Origin of the sequence: Thiopseudomonas acetoxidans, assembly GCF_030362935.1 — a bacterium.
Classification (GTDB): Bacteria; Pseudomonadota; Gammaproteobacteria; order Pseudomonadales; family Pseudomonadaceae; genus Thiopseudomonas; species Thiopseudomonas acetoxidans.
This window is the reverse complement of sequence record NZ_JAUCDY010000001.1, coordinates 104948-125768: the sequence shown is the minus strand read 5'-3', so window position 1 is coordinate 125768 and position 20821 is coordinate 104948. Positions and strand designations below refer to the sequence as shown.

19 protein-coding genes, 3 tRNA genes and 1 pseudogene are annotated in these 20821 nt (G+C 50.1%); 9 read left to right on the top strand and 14 right to left on the bottom strand.

Annotation, left to right across the window (positions count from 1 at the left end):
* Position 1: 1 nt before the first annotated feature.
* Genes ubiB through ubiE form a run of 3 tightly spaced genes read right to left on the bottom strand, consistent with a single transcriptional unit; the run spans position 2 to position 2972 of the window.
* Positions 2-1588, bottom strand: coding sequence for a ubiquinone biosynthesis regulatory protein kinase UbiB (gene ubiB / locus QEZ41_RS00600; RefSeq protein WP_289409368.1), 1587 nt, complete (start codon positions 1586-1588; stop codon positions 2-4).
* Positions 1585-2202 carry a ubiquinone biosynthesis accessory factor UbiJ gene (locus tag QEZ41_RS00595; RefSeq protein WP_289409367.1) on the bottom strand — a complete coding sequence of 206 codons (618 nt, stop codon included), beginning with the start codon at positions 2200-2202 and terminating at the stop codon, positions 1585-1587. Before QEZ41_RS00595 ends, ubiB begins: the two co-directional genes overlap by 4 nt.
* Entirely contained in the window at positions 2202-2972 is a 771-nt protein-coding gene (gene ubiE / locus QEZ41_RS00590; protein WP_289409365.1) for a bifunctional demethylmenaquinone methyltransferase/2-methoxy-6-polyprenyl-1,4-benzoquinol methylase UbiE, read from the bottom strand. Before ubiE ends, QEZ41_RS00595 begins: the two co-directional genes overlap by 1 nt.
* Before the next feature lie 551 nt (positions 2973-3523).
* On the opposite strand from ubiE, the gene QEZ41_RS00585 reads away from it, so the two are divergent.
* Entirely contained in the window at positions 3524-4513 is a 990-nt protein-coding gene (locus QEZ41_RS00585; RefSeq protein ID WP_289409364.1) for a methyltransferase, read from the top strand.
* A gap of 11 nt (positions 4514-4524) precedes the next feature.
* Positions 4525-5394: a thioredoxin gene (trxA, locus tag QEZ41_RS00580; RefSeq protein ID WP_289409362.1), complete on the top strand. Its 870-nt coding sequence runs from the start codon at positions 4525-4527 to the stop codon at positions 5392-5394.
* 55 nt (positions 5395-5449) lie between these two features.
* On the opposite strand, the gene trpC is transcribed toward trxA, so the two are convergent.
* Genes trpC through trpE form a run of 4 tightly spaced genes read right to left on the bottom strand, consistent with a single transcriptional unit; the run spans position 5450 to position 9830 of the window.
* Positions 5450-6250 carry an indole-3-glycerol phosphate synthase TrpC gene (trpC, locus tag QEZ41_RS00575; RefSeq protein WP_289409360.1) on the bottom strand — a complete coding sequence of 267 codons (801 nt, stop codon included), beginning with the start codon at positions 6248-6250 and terminating at the stop codon, positions 5450-5452.
* Positions 6251-6252: 2 nt separating this feature from the next.
* Positions 6253-7293, bottom strand: coding sequence for an anthranilate phosphoribosyltransferase (gene trpD / locus QEZ41_RS00570; protein ID WP_289409359.1), 1041 nt, complete (start codon positions 7291-7293; stop codon positions 6253-6255).
* Positions 7294-7319: 26 nt separating this feature from the next.
* Positions 7320-8306, bottom strand: coding sequence for a diaminopimelate dehydrogenase (locus tag QEZ41_RS00565; protein WP_289409357.1), 987 nt, complete (start codon positions 8304-8306; stop codon positions 7320-7322).
* A 51-nt stretch (positions 8307-8357) separates the two neighbouring features.
* Entirely contained in the window at positions 8358-9830 is a 1473-nt protein-coding gene (gene trpE / locus QEZ41_RS00560; protein WP_289409355.1) for an anthranilate synthase component I, read from the bottom strand.
* A 362-nt stretch (positions 9831-10192) separates the two neighbouring features.
* Here trpE and QEZ41_RS00555 point away from each other — a divergent pair, with 362 nt between their 5' ends.
* Positions 10193-11485 (top strand): NCS2 family permease, encoded by a 1293-nt coding sequence (locus QEZ41_RS00555; protein WP_289409705.1) that lies wholly within the window; start codon positions 10193-10195, stop codon positions 11483-11485.
* Between the two features lie 2 nt (positions 11486-11487).
* Positions 11488-12573, top strand: a complete 1086-nt coding sequence (gene trmA, locus QEZ41_RS00550; protein WP_289409354.1) for a tRNA (uridine(54)-C5)-methyltransferase TrmA — start codon at positions 11488-11490, stop codon at positions 12571-12573.
* 6 nt (positions 12574-12579) lie between these two features.
* Here the strand turns inward: trmA and ubiX are convergent, their stop codons facing one another.
* Entirely contained in the window at positions 12580-13188 is a 609-nt protein-coding gene (ubiX, locus tag QEZ41_RS00545) for a flavin prenyltransferase UbiX (RefSeq protein ID WP_289409353.1), read from the bottom strand.
* Complete coding sequence (mpl, locus tag QEZ41_RS00540) at positions 13189-14547, bottom strand: UDP-N-acetylmuramate:L-alanyl-gamma-D-glutamyl-meso-diaminopimelate ligase (RefSeq protein WP_289409352.1); 1359 nt, start codon at positions 14545-14547, stop codon at positions 13189-13191.
* An 88-nt stretch (positions 14548-14635) separates the two neighbouring features.
* Here mpl and QEZ41_RS00535 point away from each other — a divergent pair, with 88 nt between their 5' ends.
* From QEZ41_RS00535 to QEZ41_RS00520, 4 genes and pseudogenes are all read left to right on the top strand, one after another.
* Positions 14636-15079, top strand: coding sequence for a GNAT family N-acetyltransferase (locus tag QEZ41_RS00535; protein WP_289409351.1), 444 nt, complete (start codon positions 14636-14638; stop codon positions 15077-15079).
* A gap of 67 nt (positions 15080-15146) precedes the next feature.
* Positions 15147-15680 (top strand): inorganic diphosphatase, encoded by a 534-nt coding sequence (ppa, locus tag QEZ41_RS00530; RefSeq protein WP_289409350.1) that lies wholly within the window; start codon positions 15147-15149, stop codon positions 15678-15680.
* Between the two features lie 84 nt (positions 15681-15764).
* A pseudogene (locus tag QEZ41_RS00525) lies at positions 15765-15989 on the top strand (exodeoxyribonuclease VII small subunit); the annotation flags it as partial.
* Positions 15990-16063: 74 nt separating this feature from the next.
* Positions 16064-16951, top strand: coding sequence for a polyprenyl synthetase family protein (locus QEZ41_RS00520; protein ID WP_289409348.1), 888 nt, complete (start codon positions 16064-16066; stop codon positions 16949-16951).
* Between the two features lie 94 nt (positions 16952-17045).
* Here QEZ41_RS00520 and QEZ41_RS00515 read toward each other — a convergent pair.
* The 3 genes from QEZ41_RS00515 to QEZ41_RS00505 all read right to left on the bottom strand — a co-directional run bounded on the left by QEZ41_RS00515 (position 17046) and on the right by QEZ41_RS00505 (position 17284).
* Positions 17046-17120, bottom strand: a tRNA-Lys gene (locus QEZ41_RS00515).
* A 5-nt stretch (positions 17121-17125) separates the two neighbouring features.
* A tRNA-Pro gene (locus tag QEZ41_RS00510) sits at positions 17126-17202 on the bottom strand.
* 6 nt (positions 17203-17208) lie between these two features.
* Positions 17209-17284, bottom strand: a tRNA-Asn gene (locus tag QEZ41_RS00505).
* 226 nt (positions 17285-17510) lie between these two features.
* Here QEZ41_RS00505 and QEZ41_RS00500 point away from each other — a divergent pair.
* Complete coding sequence (locus QEZ41_RS00500) at positions 17511-18173, top strand: TetR family transcriptional regulator (protein ID WP_289409347.1); 663 nt, start codon at positions 17511-17513, stop codon at positions 18171-18173.
* A gap of 2 nt (positions 18174-18175) precedes the next feature.
* Here QEZ41_RS00500 and QEZ41_RS00495 read toward each other — a convergent pair whose 3' ends face one another.
* Together QEZ41_RS00495 and aroB are read right to left on the bottom strand one after the other, a co-directional pair.
* On the bottom strand, positions 18176-19672 hold the full coding sequence (locus tag QEZ41_RS00495) for an AAA family ATPase (RefSeq protein ID WP_289409346.1): 1497 nt from the start codon (positions 19670-19672) through the stop codon (positions 18176-18178).
* 13 nt (positions 19673-19685) lie between these two features.
* A complete protein-coding gene (gene aroB, locus QEZ41_RS00490) occupies positions 19686-20789 on the bottom strand; it encodes a 3-dehydroquinate synthase (protein ID WP_289409345.1) in 1104 nt (367 codons plus the stop codon).
* Between the last annotated feature and the right edge of the window lie 32 nt (positions 20790-20821).

The following is a 20821-nucleotide window of genomic DNA, read 5'->3' as shown; positions in this document are numbered from 1 at the left end:
TTTATCCTCGACCTCGGCTGACCAAATACAACCCAGCAGCCAGCATTAACCACTGTGGCCATGTTTCAAGCTCAGCCTGTATACCTAGATGCGCCGCTGAAAAAATCAATCCTGCACCTAACAGCGCCGCGACAACATTAAAGCTGCTTGTAGGTTGCTTCTGCTTAACCACCACAGGGGCATCGATGCGTTGACGAATCATTTCCGCCAAGTGCGGCAGCTTTTCAATTTGCTGCTGCGCTTGTTTTATTAAGTATTTAGGCGAATGCCGCTCGCGCATCCAGCCTTCTAAGTAGGGTTGCGCTGTGCTCCACAAATCCAAGTCCGGATACAGTTGTCGCCCTAATCCTTCAATGTTGAGTAGCGTTTTCTGCAATAAAACTAACTGCGGCTGCACTTCCATATTAAAACGCCGTGCGGTTTGAAACAGGCGCAGCAACAGATGACCAAAGGAAATATCCTTTAAAGGTCGCTCAAAAATCGGCTCGCATACCGTGCGAATCGCAGCTTCCAGCTCATTGACCTTGGTATCGCTAGGTACCCAGCCTGAGTCGATGTGCAGCTGCGCCACTTTGTGGTAATCACGCTTAAAGAAAGCTAAAAGATTACGGGCTAAGTAATCCTGATCCTGTTTGGTAAGGGTGCCGATAATGCCAAAATCAATCGCGATAAACTGCGGGTCCCAGGGCGTGCGGGTGCTGACAAAAATATTTCCCGGATGCATATCCGCATGGAAAAAACTGTCGCGGAACACCTGAGTAAAGAAAATCTCCACACCACGCTCAGCAAGCTTTTTTAAATCTGTACCCTGATCCACCAGCGTGTCTATATCAGTCACCGGAATACCGTAGACGCGCTCCATCACCAGCACTTTCTGTCGACACAACGGCCAGTATATTTTGGGTACGTAAAGGATATCTGAGCCATCAAAGTTGCGTCTTAACTGACTGGCATTGGCTGCCTCACGTTGCAAGTCCAGCTCGTCATAGATGGTTTTTTCATAATCACTAACTACTTCCATTGGGCGTAAGCGACGCGCCTCTGCAGACGCAGACTCCGCCATTTTAGCCAGCCAGAACAGCCAAGCAATATCCTGCGCAATAATAGGACGCAAATTAGGGCGAATCACCTTAACTACTACATCCTCACCCGTTTTTAACTGCGCCGTATGCACCTGCGCGATGGAGGCAGACGCCAGTGGCTCTGCGCTAAATTGACGGAACAGGTTATCAACGCTATCACCTAGTTCTGACTCAATCAGTTTGCGGGCCAGCTTGCTGGAAAAAGGCGGGACCTTGTCTTGCAGTTTAGCCAGTTCATCTGCCATATCGGGTGGTAATAAATCACGACGTGTGGACAAAATCTGGCCAAACTTAATAAATACTGGCCCTAAGTCTTCCATCGCCAAACGTAAGGCCTCACCGCGTTGACGTGGATTAGCGCTAAAACGAAACCAGCGCCATGGCAACAACCACTTAAATAAGGCAATAAACCAAGGCAAAGGTAGGGCAAACAAAAAATCATCTAAGCGGTAGCGAATAACGACCCAAAGAATACGGAGCAGACGACGAATGGCCAATAATTTCATAGTGTGGACGAAATCCGTTGAGAGATAAGAGCTGTGCGCGCTTCAAGACGATCAAGCTGTAACTTTAACTGGTCTAGCTCATTAAAGCGTACCTGAGCTTCCTTTTGCCCCACCAGCAGGCGGGTTTCCTCAGCCAAGTAATCAGCAAGGTTCGCCTTTAAACTGCCTGCATTCTGCTTGAGCCAGCTACCGCGCTGAATAATATGGCTACTGATTAAACTGGCAGCCACAGGACCGAGCCAAGTATGCAGCAGGTACTGCCAATCCAGCTGCATGTCTTCTAGAATCTGGGCAAACTCCATCAACAAGCCACTGTTACCCTCAATACTTAATCCTGCCTGATGCAGAATGCGAGTTTTTGCTTGGCTGATGCCAAGGTTTACCAGCTGGCTAGCTGTTGCGCTGAGCGTGCAGTTAGCCGGAGCTTCCCAACACTGCGCCAGCTGTACACCTTCGGCATGCAAAATTAAGTAAAGGCTGAAACTGGGCTGGCTAGACTGTATCGCAATAACCTGACCTGCCAGCGCTTGCAATCGGCGCAAGGTCGGAGGGTCAGTTTGCAGCAACGTATTCAAGCCATTTTCTATGCTGGCAAGGATAAACTGGCTAATCATTAAGGTTTGATACCACGGTGTAAGGCGACAATACCGCCGGTCATATTGTGGTAGGTCACACGCTCAAAGCCCGCGACCTCCATCATCGCCTTAAGCGTTTCCTGATCCGGATGCATGCGAATGGATTCAGCCAAGTAGCGATAGCTGTCCGCATCGTTGGTAATCAATTTACCGGCTAGCGGCATGAAATTAAACGAATAGGTATCGTAGATTTTGGATAGCACGGGGTTTTTCGGCTTAGAAAACTCCAACACTAATAAACGCCCACCGGGCTTAAGCACGCGCAGCATGGAGGCAATGGCGGTGTCTTTGTGGGTGACGTTACGCAAGCCAAAGGCAATGGTGACCACATCAAAATGGTTATCCGGAAACGGCAAGCACTCAGCATTGGCCTGCACAAAATGCACATTGCCGCTGATGCCTTTATCTAACAGACGATTACGTCCTACTTTAAGCATGGAGTCGTTAATATCCGCCAGCACCACTTGCCCTTCGGCACCTACCAAGCGCGAAAACTTGCGCGTTAAGTCGCCCGTGCCACCGGCAATGTCCAGCACCTTATTTCCAGCGCGCACACCAGAAAGCTCAATGGTAAAGCGCTTCCACAAGCGGTGCATACCGCCGGATAACACATCGTTCATCAAGTCATAACGACCGGCGACAGAGTGAAATACTTCTGCGACCTTACTGGCCTTCTCACTTTCGGCGACATTTTGAAAGCCAAAGTGGGTGATCGTTTCTTCGCTATTGTTGCCTTGCTTGTGGGTCATACTGGGTACCTGCATCTATGCCAAACGCCTCTATTCACATAATAGGCTCAAATAATGCGCTTTATTCTAATACCCTTAGCGCCGTTTGTCTTGGTATGGTTTTTTCTCACCAGTGTCGTACGACATGAGTCTGGCACTTACGGAACTCGGTGCGCCATGCATCCATCTGAGGCAGCACATTTTTGGACGATATTTGTAGGAGCCCAGCTTCTGGGCGATAGCGTTCGGTAAGCCCAGTCCACAGTTTCAGGATTAAGCTAAGTCGTTGCTGGTCAATCTGCATCGCGCATAAGATGCGCTCCCACAGGCTCTCACATACTCCCACAGGGTATCTGCCAAAACTCGTCGTTGCTTTTGTGGGAGCCCAGCTTCTGGGCGATAGCGGACGTTGAGCCAGGTCCACAGTTTCAGGATGAAGCTTAGTCGTTGCTGGTCAGTCCGCATCGTGCAAAAGTTGCGCTCCCACAGGTAAAAAGGGGTGCTGTAACAGAAATGCCTAACAATGCGGGCGAGTCTGCTAAAATGCTCTCTTTTTTATGTGGTGGGTTGTTATGGATCCCAGAAGCCAAGTGTTACTGCGTCAAGCGGAATTATTTGATGGCTCTATTTTGTTAGCAGGTGCGCCTGCCGATGCTTTGCTGGCGCAGCTGCCGCACGCTCAAGCGTGGTCTTGGTTAGCGGATGACTACCAACAGCTTGCGCGTAATTTTCCCGAGCGCGTGCACACGGGTATCGTGCCACCCAAGTTGGCGTACACCTCGGCGGTATTATTTTTACCTAAATCACGAGAGCTTGCCGCCTATTTAATGCAGGCGCTCGCCAGTCAAATTAACGGTGGCACGCTGTTTCTAGTCGGCGAAAAACGCAGTGGTGTCGAGGGTGCAGCCAAGCAGTTGGCACAACTAGGTCATTCTTATAAAGTTGATAGCGCACGTCACTGTCAGCTCTGGCAATGCCACATTGAACAAGCACCGCCCCAGCCAAATCCAGAAGACGGACAGCAAACCTTTAACTGTGCAGGTTTAACCATTCACAGCTTGCCGGGCGTGTTTAGCCATGGGCGTTTGGATAAAGGCACAGCGCTTTTGCTAGAGCACTTAGAAGGCTTACCCGTAGGGCATTGGCTGGATTTTGGCTGTGGTGCTGGCGTGGTTGGTGCGTATTTAAAACAGCATTATCCAAAAGCACAGCTAACCTTATTCGATGTAGACGCGTTTGCTGTGCGTAGTAGCGAGCTTAGTTTGGCGGCTAACCAGTTAGAGGCCGAGGTTGTTTTTGGCGCTGGCATTGAAGATGCGCCGCATGAGCTAAGCGCTATAATTACCAACCCGCCTTTTCATCAGGGCGTGCATACTAGCTACCAAGCGACCGAGCAGCTCATACAACAAGCAACCGCACATTTACGTCCGGGTGGAGAGTTGCGGTTGGTTGCCAACAGTTTTTTAAAATATCAGCCATTAATTGAGGCGCACTTAGGTCCCTGTAAGCTATTAGCTGAGCGTAATGGCTTTCGTGTCTACAGTGCGCGGCGCGCTAAATAGGAAATAAAAATATGAGTGAAGCCTATATTTTTGATGCGGTGGGTGCAGAAAACTTTGACCAACAGGTTATCGAAAAATCTTTCAGCACACCTGTTCTGGTGGATTTCTGGGCGGAGTGGTGTGCTCCTTGTAAAGCACTAATGCCGCTACTGGAAAAAATCACCACCCATTACAACGGCGGCTTGTTACTGGCCAAGGTCAATTGCGATATTGAACAGGAAATAGTGGCACGCTTTGGCGTACGCAGCCTGCCTACCGTGGTACTGTTTAAAGACGGTCAGCCTGTGGATGGCTTTGCCGGAGCTCAACCAGAGTCACAGATTAAAGAGATGCTCGCTAAACACTTGGCTGAACCCGAAGCGCCCAGTCTTTCATCGTTAGAGCAGGCGCAGCAATTTTTTAATCAAGGCGAATTTGCACAAGCCGAAGCGCTACTAAAAGCCCTACTGACTGAGGACAACAGCAACGCGCAAGCGCTAATTTTATTTGGTCGCTGCTTAATTGAGCGTAATGAACTGGCAGAGGCTGAGCAGGTACTTAATGCCGTCAACACCGATGAGCACAAACATGCACTGGCGGCGGCCAAGGCACAGCTTACTTTTTTACGTCAGGCTGAAGACATGCCAGAAATGGCCGATTTAAAAACGCGCATTGCGCAAGATGCCAATGATGACGAAGCTGTGTATCAATTGGCCATTCAACAGCTGGCCCGCCAACAGTACGAACCTGCACTACAAGCACTATTGTTAATTTTTACGCGCAATCGCAGTTTTAACGAAGGCGCTGCACACCGCACTCTGCTGCAGGTTTTTGATCTGCTGGGTACAGAGCACCCGCTAGTGACAGACTATCGCCGCAAGCTCTATCAAGCGCTGTACTGATTTTTTGTTAATGAGTGAGTCGCGGCTTAAGCCAAGACTCACTTGCATCGCCAGCTTAAGCGAAAAACAACCGTTTCAACTCTGCACCCGGATCCTGTGCGCGCATAAAGGCTTCGCCCACTAGAAAACCATGCACATTATTAATCTGCATTAGCTCCACATCGGCGCGCTGTAAGATACCGCTTTCAGTGATCACAATACGGTCCTTAGGAATACGCGGTAGCAAATCCAAGGTCGTGGCCAACGACACCTCAAAGGTGTGCAAGTCGCGGTTATTAATGCCTACCAAAGTTGTATCTAATACCTCTAACACACGGTCCAGCTCATCGGCAGTATGCACCTCAGCCAAAACATCAAGGTCGAGCTCTTTGGCCGCTGCCGCTAGCTCTTGCATCTGCGCATTTGATAAGCATGCGGCAATTAGCAAGATAGCGTCCGCTTCAATCGCGCGCGCTTCCAACACCTGATAGGGGTCAATCATAAAGTCCTTGCGAATCACCGGCAGGTTGCACGCGTTACGTGCTTCTTGCAGGTAACGGTCGGCACCCTGAAAGAAATCAATATCCGTCAGCACCGACAGGCAGGCAGCGCCCGCTGCCGCATAGCTGTGGGCAATATCTGCAGGCACGAAATTCTCACGCAACACGCCACGGCTCGGCGAAGCTTTTTTAATTTCCGCAATCACTGCTGCTTGTTTGGCCGTCACTTTACGCTGCAGCGCTTGGGCAAAACCGCGTACAGGAGTTGCATCAGCAATCTGCGCTTCCAGCTCGGACAAGCTCACTATAGCTTTGCGCTGAGCCACTTCTTCCTGCTTACGCAGCACTATTTTTTCTAATACCGTCGGCATGCTCATGCTCAAGACTCCTGCTTAAAAACTGAAGTAAAGGATACCAACTCGACCAGCTTTTCCAAAGCCAGCCCGGTATATATAGTGTCGTGGGCGCGCTGCACACCTTCTTCGAGGCTTGTGGCTATGCCGCTGACATAAATCGCCGCGCCCGCATTTAGGGCAATCATTTCTGCCGCTTTGTGCGCGTAAGGCAGTTCACGGGCGAGAAAAGCATCTTTAATCAACGCATAAGACGCGGCGGAGTCCGTGACTTCCAAGCCAATCAGCGACTGGCTGTTAATGCCAAAGTCTTCTGGCTGAATACGGTACTCGCGGATTTCGCCGTCTTTTAATTCTGCCACATGGGTCGGTGCGCCTAGGCTGATCTCATCCATGCCATCCTGTGCGTGCACCACCATCACATGGGTGCTGCCTAGTCGTTGTAGCACCTCAGCTAGCGGGCGACACAGTTGGCGACTGAACACACCTATCACTTGGTTTTTAACCTGCGCTGGGTTAGTCAGCGGCCCGAGGATATTAAACAGGGTACGCAAGCCCAGTTCTTTGCGCGGCCCCAAGGCATGACGCATCGCGCCGTGATGTGCGGGGGCAAACATAAAGCCCACGCCTACGGTTTCTACGCAGCGCGCCACCTGTTCGGGGGTTAAGTCCAAATGGACACCGGCGGTTTGCAGTAAATCTGCACTGCCGCTATTGCCAGACACCGCGCGATTACCGTGCTTAGCCACATGACCGCCTGCTGCCGCCACCACAAAGGCCGCTGCTGTGGAGACGTTAAAGATATTCATGCCATCGCCGCCAGTGCCGCAAGTGTCCACCAAGTAAGGCACATTCACGGTGACCGGTTCAGCTAACTCGCGCAATACCTGCACCGCACCGACGATCTCGTCAATGCTTTCACTTTTCATCCGCAGTCCAATCAGGAAAGCCCCAATCTGAGCGTCCGTACATTGGCCAGTCATAATCTGGCGCATCACCGATTGCATTTGCTCGGTACTTAAATCCAGATTATTCACTATCCAGTTCAGGGCTTCTTTAATGTGCATTGTTCTACCTTCTATCTGTCTACTGCTTAGAGCAGTTCTTTGCGCAGCTGTGCCGGACTCTTAGGCGACAACAAGCCGGGCGCTATATCAAACACTGTTTTCGCGCCAATATCGCTTAGACGACTCAGCCGGTGCACAGCACGGGCATAAGCAACCAACACGCTGGCGGTAAACTCGGGATTACTGTTTAGCTTAAGCGAGAACTCCATCACCTGATCATTGTCCAGCGCACTTTTACCACTTCGAATAACAAAACCACCGTGCGGCATGGCGCTGTGCTCATTGGCTAGAGTGTTCTCATCAATAAAGTGAACTGTCGTGTCGTAATCCGCAAAGTAAGCTGGCATGGTAACAATCGCTTGGCGGACCTGATCCGCATCCGCACCCTCTTCCAGCACAACATAGCACTCACGCACATGTTTTTCTTTGGTACTTAACTCTGGCAGCGCGCCACTGCGCACCCGCTCAATGGCATCAGTGGACGGAATGGTGTATTGCACGCCCGCTTTGACGCCGGGCACACGACGTACGGCATCTGAGTGGCCTTGGCTTAAACCCTTGCCCCAAAACGTATAGGTTTCACCAACGGGCAAAATGGCTTCGCCCACGAGTCGATTAATCGAAAACAAGCCTGGGTCCCAACCTGCGCAGAGTAAGTACACATGTCCTGATTCGCGCGCAGGTTTGTCCACGCTGTTGTAATACTCAGGAATCTGCGCGTGGGTGTCGTAGCTGTCGACGGTATTAAACAAGCCCGCCATGTAAGGACCTTGCTCGGGCAGATCGGCTTTAGAGCCGCCGCACAGAATCATTACGTCAATCTCGTCCTGATAGGCGGTCACTTCATCAATCGCATAGACCGGCACGCTCGTATCCAATAGTTGCACGCTGGCAGGCTCTCGGCGGCTAAACACGCCGACCAAACGCATATCAGGCGACTGTTGCAGTGCGGCTTCAACGCCACGGCCAAGGTTGCCGTAGCCGGTTATCCCAATGCGGATTTGTTGTGTCATTGTTTCACCTGTTTTATTGCTAAAGGGCGTCAAGCGCGTAGCGACTAACGCTTAATTTGGTTGCGCTAAAGCCACGGCTTTAAACATAGCGCGGCGCTTGTTGAGGGTTTCTTCCCATTCAGCAGCGGGCTTAGAGTCCGCCACAATGCCAGCTCCGGCCTGCACATGCAAAACGCCCTGCTCAATAACGGCCGTACGGATAGCGATGGCCATATCCATATTGCCGTTCCATGCCCAGTAACCCACAGCACCGCCATAGATACCGCGCTTAACCGGCTCTAACTCATCAATTATTTGCAAGGCACGTAGCTTAGGCGCGCCCGACAGCGTACCCGCAGGTAAAATCGCTTTCAGAGCATCCATGGCTGTTAAGTCGGGCTTAAGCTGGCCTGTCACGTTGGAGACGATATGCATCACATTGGAATAACGCTCAACCACCATGCGCTCCGTCACTTTGACCGTCGCCTCATCCGCTACCAACGCCACATCCGCACAGCCTAAATCGATCAGCATCTCATGCTCAGACAGCTCTTTTTTATCAGCCATCAGCTCGCGCTCTAACTCCACGTCTTCTTCTTGCGTGGCTCCACGTGGGCGCGTGCCGGCAATAGGTCGTACCGTCACTAAGCCTTCTTCAACACGCACCAGTACCTCGGGTGAGCTACCGACCACATGGAAATCATCCATGTTAAAAAAGTACATATAGGGCGTGGGATTAAAGCAACGCAGCGCACGGTAGAGATCAATAGGTGCTGCTGTGAACGGCACTGACATGCGCTGGGAAATCACCACCTGTAAGCAGTCACCGGCAGCAATGTCGTCTTGAATTCGTGCAACAGCTTGCTCAAAAGCTTCGCGAGAAAAGCTGGATTCAAACTCGGGCTCGACAGTATTCATGCGGTTTAAGTCGACACCCAAGCGCGGTTGAATCGGCTGACGTAAACGCGCGCTCAATTCATCCAAACGCTGCTGGCCGCGGGCATAGGCATCCGGCTCATTCGGGGCCGCTAAGACAATGGTGTACAGCGTGCCCGCTAAATTATCAAACACCACTACCGCATCAGACACTAACAACAAAATGTCAGGGGTCTGCAAAGCATCGGGATTCGGACACGCGCCCAGTTCTGGCATCACATAACGCACGCTGTCATAACCAAAATAGCCAACTAAGCCGCCGTTAAAACGTGGCAAGTTTGGCAAGCTCGGTACTGAGTACCGTGCTTTAAAGGCTTCAATAAAACTTAAAGGGTCAGCACACTGCTGCTGTTCAACCTGCTCACCATCGGTAGTGACGGTGACTTCATCCCCACTGACGCGCAGCTGGGTGCGGCTTGGCAAACCAATAATGGAATAACGCCCCCACTTCTCACCGCCCTGAACGGACTCGAGCAAATAGGAATAAGGCGCATCGGCCAGTTTTAAATACACAGACAGCGGGGTGTCAAAGTCAGCCAAGGTCACGCGCGATAATGGGATGCGGTTATAGCCTTGGCTGGCAAGCTGCAAAAATTCTTCTTGGGTCATAAGCAGGTCTCGTGGAGGAGGAGAGAGTTCAATAAAAATACGCAAAGCCAGTCGCACAAGCGACTACAAACAAAATTTAAGCGCGCCAGCGCCAACGACGCCAAACTATTAAAAACGGCCAATCTTGTTGTTTACGTACTAAAGCCACGAGTGTTTCCTTAGTGAATTTAGGAGAAGTTATCAGTATTTCAGGCGGATAACATTAGCGCAGCTTAATCCTCTATGCAAGATTTTCTCTTTATGCCTGCGTATTAGGTTAGCCAATTAAATACGTCGTTTCATTTAAACAAAATCAACGCACTTTTTCCTTTTTAACAAGGGCGCTGGTATTATTCGCGTTTTCCTTGGCCGACCTATTTATCATGCTTGAGCGCATTTTCCAGTTAAACGCACATAACACCACGGTGCGTACCGAAATCCTTGCCGGTATCACCACTTTCTTAACCATGGCTTATATTCTGTTTGTTAACCCCAGCATGCTGGCGGAAACAGGCATGGATATTGGTGCGGTGTTTGTTGCTACCTGTTTGGCTGCCGCTATCGGCTCTTCCATTATGGGCCTGCTCGCTAATTACCCTATTGCTCTGGCTCCCGGCATGGGTTTGAACGCCTTTTTCGCCTACACTGTAGTGCTGACCATGGGCTATAGCTGGCAAGTTGGTCTAGGTGCAGTGTTTATCTCAGGCGTGCTGTTTTTTTCCATGTCGCTGTTTAAGGTGCGCGAGTGGATTATCAATAGCATCCCGTTGCCGTTACGCTCTGCTATCAGCGCTGGTATAGGCTTATTCCTTGCTTTGATTGCGTTAAAAAACGCCGATATTGTGGTTGCCCATCCAGCAACATTAGTGGGTTTAGGCGACCTCAGCCAACACAGCCCGATCCTTGCCGCGCTAGGTTTTATGATTATCGTGACCCTGTCTTATCGCAAGGTTACCGGTGCAGTAATGATTGGCATATTACTGGTAACCGTTGTCTCCATTCTCTTAGGTTTTTCTCAACTAGACGGCATGGTTAGCGTGCCGCCCAGTCTTGCTCCGACGCTGATGCAGTTGGATATAGCCGGTGCTTTAGATGTGGGATTGATTAGCGTGATTTTTGCGTTTTTGTTTGTCGACCTGTTTGATACCTCCGGCACTCTGATTGGTGTTTCCCAGCGCGCTGGCTTGGTCGATGAAAAAGGACAGATGCCTAAGCTGGGGCGCGCACTATTAGCAGACAGTACCGCCACCATGGCCGGCGCTTGCATGGGTACATCAACTACAACCAGCTATGTGGAGTCCGCTGCCGGCGTAGCTGCCGGTGGCCGTACGGGGTTAACCGCTTGTGTGGTGGCGTTATTGTTTTTACTCAGCCTGTTTTTCGCCCCACTGGCGAGCGCTATTCCAGCCTACGCTACCGCACCCGCACTGTTTTTTGTCGCCGTACTAATGACCGAAGGCTTAGCTAAAATTGACTGGCAGGATCTAACGGTCGCTGCGCCCGTCGTGATCACAGCATTAACGATGCCGCTCACATTTTCTATTGCCAACGGCATTGCTTTTGGCTTTATAAGCTGGACAGTAATTAAGCTACTCAGCGGTCGTTACAAAGACATCAATAGCGCATTATGGATTCTGTCTATTCTGTTCATTATAAAACTCGGATTTTTTCCATAAGCATGATTACTGACTTCTCTGCCACTGCCTACCAGCAACAACTTGCTGATAAAAAAACACGCCTTAACCAGCTGCTAGCGCCTTTCACCCCACTTCAACCGCAGGTATTTGAGTCGCCGGCGCAGCATTTTCGCTTACGTGCGGAATTCCGTGTGTGGCATCAGGGGGAGGAATCCTTTTACGCCATGTTTAATCCGCAGGATAAGCGCACGCCGATTTTGCTTGAGCAGCTGCCCATCGCCAGCGAATTGATTAACCAATTAATGCCACGGCTCAAAGCTGCTTGGCAGGCGAGCAAAGAGTTGTCGCACAGATTGTTTCAGGTTGAGTTTTTAACCACATTATCAGGCGAGGCTTTAGTGACGCTGTGTTATCACCGCCCACTGGGTGAGGCTTGGCAGCAGGAAGCAGAAAAGCTAGCTAAAGAGTTAGGGATAGGTTTAATTGGTCGCTCTCGCGGACAACGTCTGGTAATTGGTCATGACCACGTCAACGAGCAACTGAGCGTTGCTGGGCGCAGCTTTAGTTATCGCCAACCAGAAGGTGCTTTTACTCAACCTAACGGTGTGGTCAACCAGCAGATGCTGAATTGGGCCTATCAGGCGCTGGGCGAGCGTGATGATGATCTGCTTGAGCTGTATTGCGGCAACGGTAACTTTACTTTGCCGCTGTCCAGACGCGTACGTAAGGTGCTGGCCACTGAAATCAGCAAAACCTCTGTCAATGCGGCCATCGCTAATCTAACCGCTAACGATATAGACAACATAGAGCTGGTGCGCCTATCTGCGGAAGAGCTCACTCAAGCGCTGCAAGGCGTGCGCCCGTTTCGCCGTTTGGCAAACGTGGATTTAAGCAGCTATGAATTTGGTACCGTTTTTGTCGACCCGCCCCGGGCCGGCATGGATGTGGATACCTGCGAATTGGTGCGCCGCTTTCCCAGAATTTTATATATTTCCTGCAATCCAGACACCCTAGCCGCCAATATCGCTCAGCTTGCCGACACCCACCGCATTACCCAGTGTGCTCTGTTTGATCAGTTCCCATGGACGGAGCATATAGAGGCTGGAGTGCTGCTAGAAAAGTTTTAAAGCTGCCTACTCACCCCAGCGCGGCAACATAGTTTGTGGAATATCCAGCTGATTTAAAATCCGCGCTACCACAAAATCAATCAAATCATCGACTGATTGCGGCTGATGATAAAAGCCCGGTGAGGCAGGCAGGATCACTGCGCCCATTTGACTCAGCTTGAGCATGCTCTCTAAGTGAATCGATGAATAAGGTGCTTCGCGCGGTACGATGATCAGCTGGCGGCGCTCTTTTAGGGTGACATCTGCTGCGCGTTCAATCAGATTGTTACTCGCACCTGTGGCAATCGCCGACAAAGTCCCCATCGAACAAGGCACCACCACCATAGAGCTGGGCGCCCCTGAGCCTGAGGCAACCGGTGCCATCCAGTCTTCTTGGCTGTGTACATGGATTTGATCGGGCGCCGCACCTGTATATTCGGTCAAAAAATGCTGCATGGCTTGCGCTTTAGGTGGCAAGCAAACGTCCGTTTCTGTAGCCATCACCAGCAACGCTGCTTTGGAAATCAAAAAATGCACCTCGCGCTCTTCCTGCACCAAGCAGTCCAGCAGGCGCAGACCGTATTGCACGCCAGATGCACCGGTCATCGCTAGAGTGATTCGTTTCGTGCCACTCATTTAACTCTCCAATGCTTTAGCAAGTAACTGCGGCAACCCACCAAAACCACCATTGCTCATCAGTACCACATGGGTTGCGGGTGTTGCTTGTTTTAGCACCTGCTCGACAATGCCATCCAAACTGCCGAGTACCTGGGTAGGCACGGGCGCATTCTGTACCGCTGCGGCCAAATCCCAGCCAAGGTTATCTGGCGCGTACCAAATGACCAAGTCCGCAGCAGCAGTTGAAGGGGCTAAACCCTCGCGATGCGCACCCAGCTTCATAGAATTAGAGCGCGGCTCAATCACCGCAACAATCTTATCTGCACCTACCTGATGCCTTAACCCCTGCAGCGTGCTTTCAATGGCTGTGGGGTGATGGGCAAAGTCATCGTATAAAACGACACCTCTACTATCAGTGATTTTTTCCATACGTCTTTTAACGCTTTTAAACTGCGCCAGCGCTGCAATGGCTTGCGCAGGCAACACGCCCACATGACGTGCAGCGGCAATAGCAGCTAAAGCGTTAGCCACATTATGCTGGCCGGTTAGCGACCAACGCACCTCTCCCTGCAACTCCTTGTCAAACAACACCTTAAAAGCACTGCCATCGGCGCTGATTAACTCCACTTGCCACTGTCCTGAATCGCCTGTAGTTTGCGTCGGTGTCCAACAACCGCGCTGCACTACTCGCTCCAGCGTAGACTCGTGCGCCGGATAGATGACTAAGCCATTGCTGGGCACTGTGCGCAGCAGGTGATGGAACTGTGTTTCAATCGCGGCTAAATCGGCAAAAATATCCGCATGGTCAAATTCAAGATTATTTAGCACCAAAGTACGTGGACGGTAATGAATAAACTTAGAGCGTTTATCGAAAAAGGCACTGTCATACTCATCGGCTTCTACGACAAAAAAATCACTGCCCCCTAAGCGCGCGGATACGGAGAAGTTTTGCGGCACACCGCCAATCAAAAAACCAGGCTGCATCCCAGCCTCTTCTAAAATCCATGCCAGGATACTGGAAGTCGTAGTTTTGCCATGGGTGCCCGCTACTGCCAGCACCCATTTACTCTGCAACACATGCTCAGACAGCCACTGCGGCCCGGAGGTATAAGGCAGTCCGCGCTCCAACACATATTCCACCGCCGGATTGCCGCGCGACAGCGCATTGCCGATGACCACCAAATCAGGGGCGGGCTGTAAATGCTCCGGATGATAACCCTGAAGCAGCTCAATTCCCTGCTGCTCAAGCTGCGTACTCATTGGCGGATAAACATTGGCATCTGAGCCGGTAACCCTGTAACCCTGCTGCTTGGCGAGAATGGCGAGCGAACCCATAAAGGTGCCGCAGATACCCAGAATATGAATGTGTTGACTCATTGCTGCCTCATTTTTTAGAGTGCTTGCCAGATAAAGCATTCTGGACCATGCTTGCACTCGTATTAGTTAGTATAGGATTTTTTCATTTATGCGTATTTTCCAAGCTACTCTTGAACACCTAGAAGCACTCACTCCGCTGTTTGTCGCCTATCGTGAATTCCATGGCGCCATGCCAGCCACCGCGCTATCTAAAGAGTTTTTACAGCAGCGTATAGAAAAGCAAGAATCGGTAATTTTCGTGGCCGTGCAGGATGAGCAGTTACTTGGTTTTTGCCAAGTTTACCCCAGTTTCTCTTCTTTATCCCTACGTCCCGTTTGGATTTTGAATGATATCTTTGTCAAAGAAGAGCATCGCGGGAAGCAGATTGCCGAAAAACTTATTCGCTATACCCTTGAGCAGGCTGCCGCCAGTGGCGTAGTGCGTATTCGCGTTTCTATTAGTCAATACAACGAAGTAGCCCAACGTTTATTTGAATCTACCGGCTTTGCTGAAGACCCCGTATTTAGGAATTATATTCAGACAATGGCTTAGTCTGTTGGTATTGAACTGCAGGCTGTTTATAATTAACCCGTTTTTCATTTATTGCACGGAACCCTTTATGAGCTATAGTAAAATCCCCGCAGGAAAAGACCTGCCCAATGACATTAACGTCATTATTGAAATTCCTGCCAATCACGCGCCGATCAAATACGAAGTCGATACCGAAACGGACTGCTTGATGGTGGATCGTTTTATGGCTACGCCGATGTTTTATCCAGCGAACTATGGCTTTATTCCAAATACGCTAGCCGATGATGGCGATGCCCTCGATGTTTTAGTAGTCACCCCTTACCCCATCGCGCCCGGCTCTGTTATTCGTTGCCGCGCCGTTGGCGTACTTAACATGACCGACGAAGCTGGTGGCGATGCCAAACTGCTTGCCGTACCGCACGAGAAGCTAACCCAGCTCTATAACCATGTGCATGAGTACTCCGATCTTCCGGCGTTACTTATTGAGCAAATCAAGCACTTCTTTGAAAACTACAAAGATTTAGAGAAAGGTAAATGGGTTAAAGTAGAGGGCTGGGATAACGCCGCAGCAGCACGCGATGCCATTAGTAAGTCAGTGGCTGCATTTAAAAAGGCTGAGTAATACCCACAAAAGCCGACCTCAGTGTCGGCTTTTTATTGACAGACAAGCAGCCGCAACCCACAGATAACAACCCGAGTCCTATTTATGTCCAGCAAGAAAGCATCTTTTTCCTTTGAACAGTCTTTAGACGCGCTAGAAGCCACCGTTGAACAACTGGAAAGCGGTGCTCTTACTCTTGAAGATGCACTACAGGCTTTTGAGAAAGGTATCAGCCTAACCCGTGAATGCCAGCAAGCCTTAAATCAAGCACAAAAACGCATTAATGTGCTGCTAGAAAAAAACGGTGAGCTGGTCGAGCAGCCACTCAACACAGCAGACACAAACCAAGCAAAAGTTGAAAGTGCGACAGAGGACGACTTTGATGCGAGCGAGGATATTCCATTTTGATCGCCGCTTACCAATCCTATTGCCAATCTCTGGTTGACCCCGTACTCGAGCAACTCTTTCAAGCACCCCACGCCAATATGACGCGCCTGTATGAGGCGATGCGCTACAGCGTTATGAACGGCGGTAAAAGAGTGCGCCCCTTACTAGTACTCGCCAGCTGTGAAGCAGTCGCAGGGGATCCTAAACGCGCCATAGGCGCCGCTTGTGCGGTCGAGTTAATCCATGCTTACTCGCTGGTACACGATGACCTACCCGCCATGGACAATGATGCTTGGCGTCGTGGGCAACCCACCACCCATATTGCTTTTGACGAAGCCTATGCCATTTTAGCCGGTGACGCGCTGCAAGCTTTAGCTTTTGAAGTGCTTTGCGATGTCGTGCACTCACCCGTACCCGAATCAACCCGTCTGCAAATGCTACAACTACTTACCAAAGCAGCTGGTGCAGCGGGCATGGTCGGCGGACAAGCCATAGACCTTAGCGCCACAGGTCAACAAGTCGATCAACAGCACTTAGAGCACATGCACAGACACAAAACCGGCGCTCTAATTCGCGCCAGCGTCGTGCTTGGCGGTATGGCGGGCGGTACTGTTAGCGACTCATGTCTTGCGTCGCTAACAAGTTACGCCGAAGCTGTAGGACTGGCTTTTCAAGTGCAAGATGACATTCTTGATATTACCAGCAGCACTCAGGTGCTAGGCAAGCAGCAAGGCAGTGATAGCCAGCAAGCCAAATCAACCTACCCCAACTTACTTGGCCTACAGAAAGCGCAGCAGTACGCCCTGCACTTGCGCGACCAAGCTTTGGCGGCACTGGATAGCTTTGATAGCAAAGCCGACCCATTACGCCAGCTAGCTGACTATATCGTGCAGCGCAAAAATTAAGGCTCGCTTATAGAGCTGCAAGGCAAGCTTTTTACAAAGACTTTTTAGAGCGCAAAAAAAAACGCTTAACAACTAACTGTTAAGCGTTTTTATATGGTGGGTCGTGCGGGTTTCGAACCTGCGACCAATTGGTTAAAAGCCAACTGCTCTACCACTGAGCTAACGACCCAATAATGGTCGGGGTAGAGAGATTCGAACTCCCGACATCCTGCTCCCAAAGCAGGCGCGCTACCAGACTGCGCTATACCCCGAAAATTTGGCTCCGCGACCAGGGCTCGAACCTGGGACCCAACGATTAACAGTCGTTTGCTCTGCCGACTGAGCTATCGCGGAACTGTACTGAAGGCTCTGCTTGGTAAGAAGTTTTCCCCTATCAGTGGCGCGCTATTCTACTGAATAATCATAATGTGTCAAGCCTAAACCTTGTTTTTCTTTCTTAAGCCAAAATTTGTTATGCTTAAGCCATCGTATTACACATTAGTTAGCTCCAGCGCGATACCTGCCAAACTTCGCTACTACTGTGTTTTTACTAACCTTATCGCTATCGGTTGCCCCTATTATGCGCAGAACTAAACAAGAAGCCGACAAAACTCGCTCTGACCTGTTAACAGCCGCAGAGATTTTGTTTCTCGAAAAAGGGGTTGCCCACACATCCTTAGAGCAAATTGCTAAACATGCAGGCGTAACGCGCGGTGCGATCTATTGGCACTTTAAAAACAAAGCTGATTTATTTCATGCCATGCTTAATCAGGTCCGCTTGCCCACAGAAATCATCGCACAACGCATCAAGCAGTGCGATCCTGAAGATCCCGTGGCAGGACTACGCAACCTCTGTGTCGATGCATTAGCGTCTCTGTTAGTCGATGAACGCAAAAAGCGTATTTTCACTATCCTAATGCGCCGCTGTGAGTTTACTGACGAGCTCAAAGAAGCTGAACAACAACATGAAGCCTTTATCAAAGCCTTTATACAGCTGTGCACAGAGCTGTTTTCTGAGCAAAAAACGGCTCAACGCTTACGACCCGGCTTCACCCCACACATGGCTGCCGTTGCTATACACGTTTTGTTTATTGGTATTTTAAGTGATTGGTTACGCGACGCTGAAGTTATTGATATTCAGCACTGCCAACCCTACTTTGATGCGCTGTTGCATGGCATCTTTAATGACTGGAGCGCCCCTTCCATCAAGCCCTGCGCGCAGAGCTTGAGTAAATCACTGTAGGGTTAATTGATTTCCTGAACTATGCTGGCAAAAGTACGCGGCCAAGGCTTATTGCTACGCAGCTCAGCCGGCAAATTTCTTGCAGCAGCCACAGCCGTCTCATGATTGGCAAAACTTCCGTAGGTCACCACGTATAAATATTTACCTTGGTGCTGCTTACGGAAATAATGGTACTGCTGGCCATTCTTTTGCACGAAGTTCTTCGCAGTTTGTTCACTTGCGCTGGCGAAAACCTGCAGTGCAAAACGCTGTCTAGGTTGCTGGGCATACCAAGCACCGCCTTGTGTTGCCGCTTTAACTGGCGGAGCAGCACTTTTCTTGGCGGGCGCGGGTTGCTTTACTGCCGCAGGTGCTGCTTTAGGTTGTACCGCAGGCGTTGGAGTTTGTTTTGCCACTGGCGCTGGCGGCTCTGGCACAGCCTGTTCGGCCGGCTTCACCTCTGCTTGCGCTATCGCTACCTCAACCATAGTCTCTTGCTGCGTTAACCTTGACTCAACTGGCTCTGCTGCTTGCTGCGTATTATCCACTGCCATTGGTAGCTGCAAGGGTACTCGCTGCGTATTAGGCGCTGCACTCTGCTCGTTAACACGTTGACTAGAAACCATTGCGCGCTCAATCGGCGCATCCACCACATCATCAGCTCTAACCGCTACCGGTTGCTCATCTTGCTGATATAAAAAATATATAAAGACAAAGGCTATCGCCAGCAACGCTAATAAATACTTATAGGGTAAAGGAGGCAAAGTTTTACGTCTGGGCCGATCAAAAATGCGCGCCATTAATAAGTCTTTGGCCGCTTGGTTAACCAGTCCAGGCCAGCCACCTGATTCAGCACATAATCGCTCAAGCTCAGTTTCTGTGAAAATGTCTAGGGATTGCCCGGCTGCTTCCAATCTGACCTGCAAATAACCGCGAATATCAGCCGCCGACCAAGGCTCTAGTTCAATCGCGTGATGCTCTATCTCATCATTCGTCTGCTCAATATCTGCCAGCGTGGTTTGCAATGAAGGCTCGCCAAATAAAAATACCGATGCGCGGGCCGCTCCATTGCCTTTGGCAAGACGTTGCAGCAATACAATAGCGGACTCATTTAAAGCATGGGCATCGTCAACCAGTATATGCACATCCGTGCCCGCAAGCGTGACCTGCTCAATCGCATTGAGCAACCCTAAAACATCAGGTTGTTCCGCCCTTAATCCATGGGCTATGTGTTGCATCAGGAACCCAGCGTCCTGTGCCTGCACGCCTGAAATAACAATATTGGTGGCTGTTTCTTTAGCTGCCGCAACCGTCGCATGACGCAGTACTGTTTTACCACTGCCTCTAGGACCCGTAATGAGCAACAGGAAGTTTCCGTAGCGCGCAAAATGTATAAGCTGCTCTAACACACTTCGGCGTTTAGCTTTATAAAACTGAAAACTGGAGCTACGCTCGGCAAAAGGATCAAATTTAAACTGGTAATGCTCTAGATAAAGATCGTTGGCCTGCGAAATATCCATCGTTGTTCCGTGCTTAAGCAATGTGATTGTTTACTAGAATTTTGTAGTCTGTATTTAAAACTTGTTCTAATAAATCTCGTGAATAGTCTGCTGTAATGATTGCTCGCCCCAGCCCTTGCAAAAGCACTAAGCGAATCTGCCCATCCAAAGCTTTTTTATCAACGGCCATATGCGTTAAATAATCTTGCGCACGCATGCTAGGCGGCGGAATAACCGGTAGTTTAGCGGTCTGCAATAACGTCACGCCTCGCTGCAACTCTTGAGCGGTTATCCAGCCAAGCTGCTTGGACATATACAAAGCCATCACCATGCCTGCACCTACCGCCTCGCCATGCAGCCAGTTGCCGTAACCCTGTTCTGTCTCAATGGCATGACCAAAAGTATGCCCAAGATTCAAGATAGCTCTGATTCCGGATTCTCGCTCATCTTGCGCCACCACTTCGGCTTTTATCGCACAAGAACGCTTAATGGCATAACTAAGGGCTTGCTCATCAAGCTGTAACATGAAGTGAATATTTTCTTCCAGCCAAGTCAAAAATTGTGGGTCATAAATAAAACCGTATTTAATAACCTCAGCCAGTCCCGCAGTCAGCTCTCGTTCGGGCAGTGTAGAAAGTGTTTGAGTATCTATTACTACCGCTTTTGGCTGATAAAAAGCGCCGACCATGTTTTTTCCCAGCGGATGATTGATACCTGTTTTGCCACCTACTGAGGAGTCCACTTGGGAGAGCAACGTAGTAGGTACTTGAATAAAATTAACACCACGCTGGTAACAGGCTGCAGCAAAACCCGCCATATCGCCTATAACACCACCACCTAAAGCAATAATGGTGGTTTTACGATCATGCTGTTCTTGTAGTAAAGCATCAAATATAAGTTGCAGCGTTTGCCAGTTTTTATAGGATTCACCGTCCGGCAAAATTATTTCTGTTACCTGATACTCGGCTAAGGCTGCTTTAACTCGCGCTAAATAAAGAGGCGCGATAGTTTCGTTGGTGACAATGGCTACACGCTGCCCTTGGATGTGCGGGGCATACAACTCTGGACTATCTAATAGTTTCGAGCCGATATAAATTGGATAGCTGCGCTCAGCGAGATCTACTTTAAGCTTTTGCATAACATTACTACTTAGTCACAGTGGATACTGTT

Excerpts from the sequence above, each read along its gene's own strand:
- QEZ41_RS00495 (WP_289409346.1), bottom strand. The coding sequence starts at position 19,672 with ATGGATATTTCGCAGGCCAACGATCTTTATCTAGAGCATTACCAGTTT.
- QEZ41_RS00565 (WP_289409357.1), bottom strand. The coding sequence starts at position 8,306 with ATGACACAACAAATCCGCATTGGGATAACCGGCTACGGCAACCTTGGC.
- trpE (WP_289409355.1), bottom strand. The coding sequence starts at position 9,830 with ATGACCCAAGAAGAATTTTTGCAGCTTGCCAGCCAAGGCTATAACCGC.
- aroB (WP_289409345.1), bottom strand. The coding sequence starts at position 20,789 with ATGCAAAAGCTTAAAGTAGATCTCGCTGAGCGCAGCTATCCAATTTAT.
- mpl (WP_289409352.1), bottom strand. The coding sequence starts at position 14,547 with ATGAGTCAACACATTCATATTCTGGGTATCTGCGGCACCTTTATGGGT.
- trpD (WP_289409359.1), bottom strand. The coding sequence starts at position 7,293 with ATGCACATTAAAGAAGCCCTGAACTGGATAGTGAATAATCTGGATTTA.
- trpC (WP_289409360.1), bottom strand. The coding sequence starts at position 6,250 with ATGAGCATGCCGACGGTATTAGAAAAAATAGTGCTGCGTAAGCAGGAA.
- QEZ41_RS00535 (WP_289409351.1), top strand. The coding sequence starts at position 14,636 with ATGCGTATTTTCCAAGCTACTCTTGAACACCTAGAAGCACTCACTCCG.
- ubiE (WP_289409365.1), bottom strand. The coding sequence starts at position 2,972 with ATGACCCACAAGCAAGGCAACAATAGCGAAGAAACGATCACCCACTTT.
- QEZ41_RS00585 (WP_289409364.1), top strand. The coding sequence starts at position 3,524 with ATGGATCCCAGAAGCCAAGTGTTACTGCGTCAAGCGGAATTATTTGAT.
- ppa (WP_289409350.1), top strand. The coding sequence starts at position 15,147 with ATGAGCTATAGTAAAATCCCCGCAGGAAAAGACCTGCCCAATGACATT.
- ubiB (WP_289409368.1), bottom strand. The coding sequence starts at position 1,588 with ATGAAATTATTGGCCATTCGTCGTCTGCTCCGTATTCTTTGGGTCGTT.
- trmA (WP_289409354.1), top strand. The coding sequence starts at position 11,488 with ATGATTACTGACTTCTCTGCCACTGCCTACCAGCAACAACTTGCTGAT.
- trxA (WP_289409362.1), top strand. The coding sequence starts at position 4,525 with ATGAGTGAAGCCTATATTTTTGATGCGGTGGGTGCAGAAAACTTTGAC.
- QEZ41_RS00500 (WP_289409347.1), top strand. The coding sequence starts at position 17,511 with ATGCGCAGAACTAAACAAGAAGCCGACAAAACTCGCTCTGACCTGTTA.
- QEZ41_RS00595 (WP_289409367.1), bottom strand. The coding sequence starts at position 2,202 with ATGATTAGCCAGTTTATCCTTGCCAGCATAGAAAATGGCTTGAATACG.
- ubiX (WP_289409353.1), bottom strand. The coding sequence starts at position 13,188 with ATGAGTGGCACGAAACGAATCACTCTAGCGATGACCGGTGCATCTGGC.
- QEZ41_RS00555 (WP_289409705.1), top strand. The coding sequence starts at position 10,193 with ATGCTTGAGCGCATTTTCCAGTTAAACGCACATAACACCACGGTGCGT.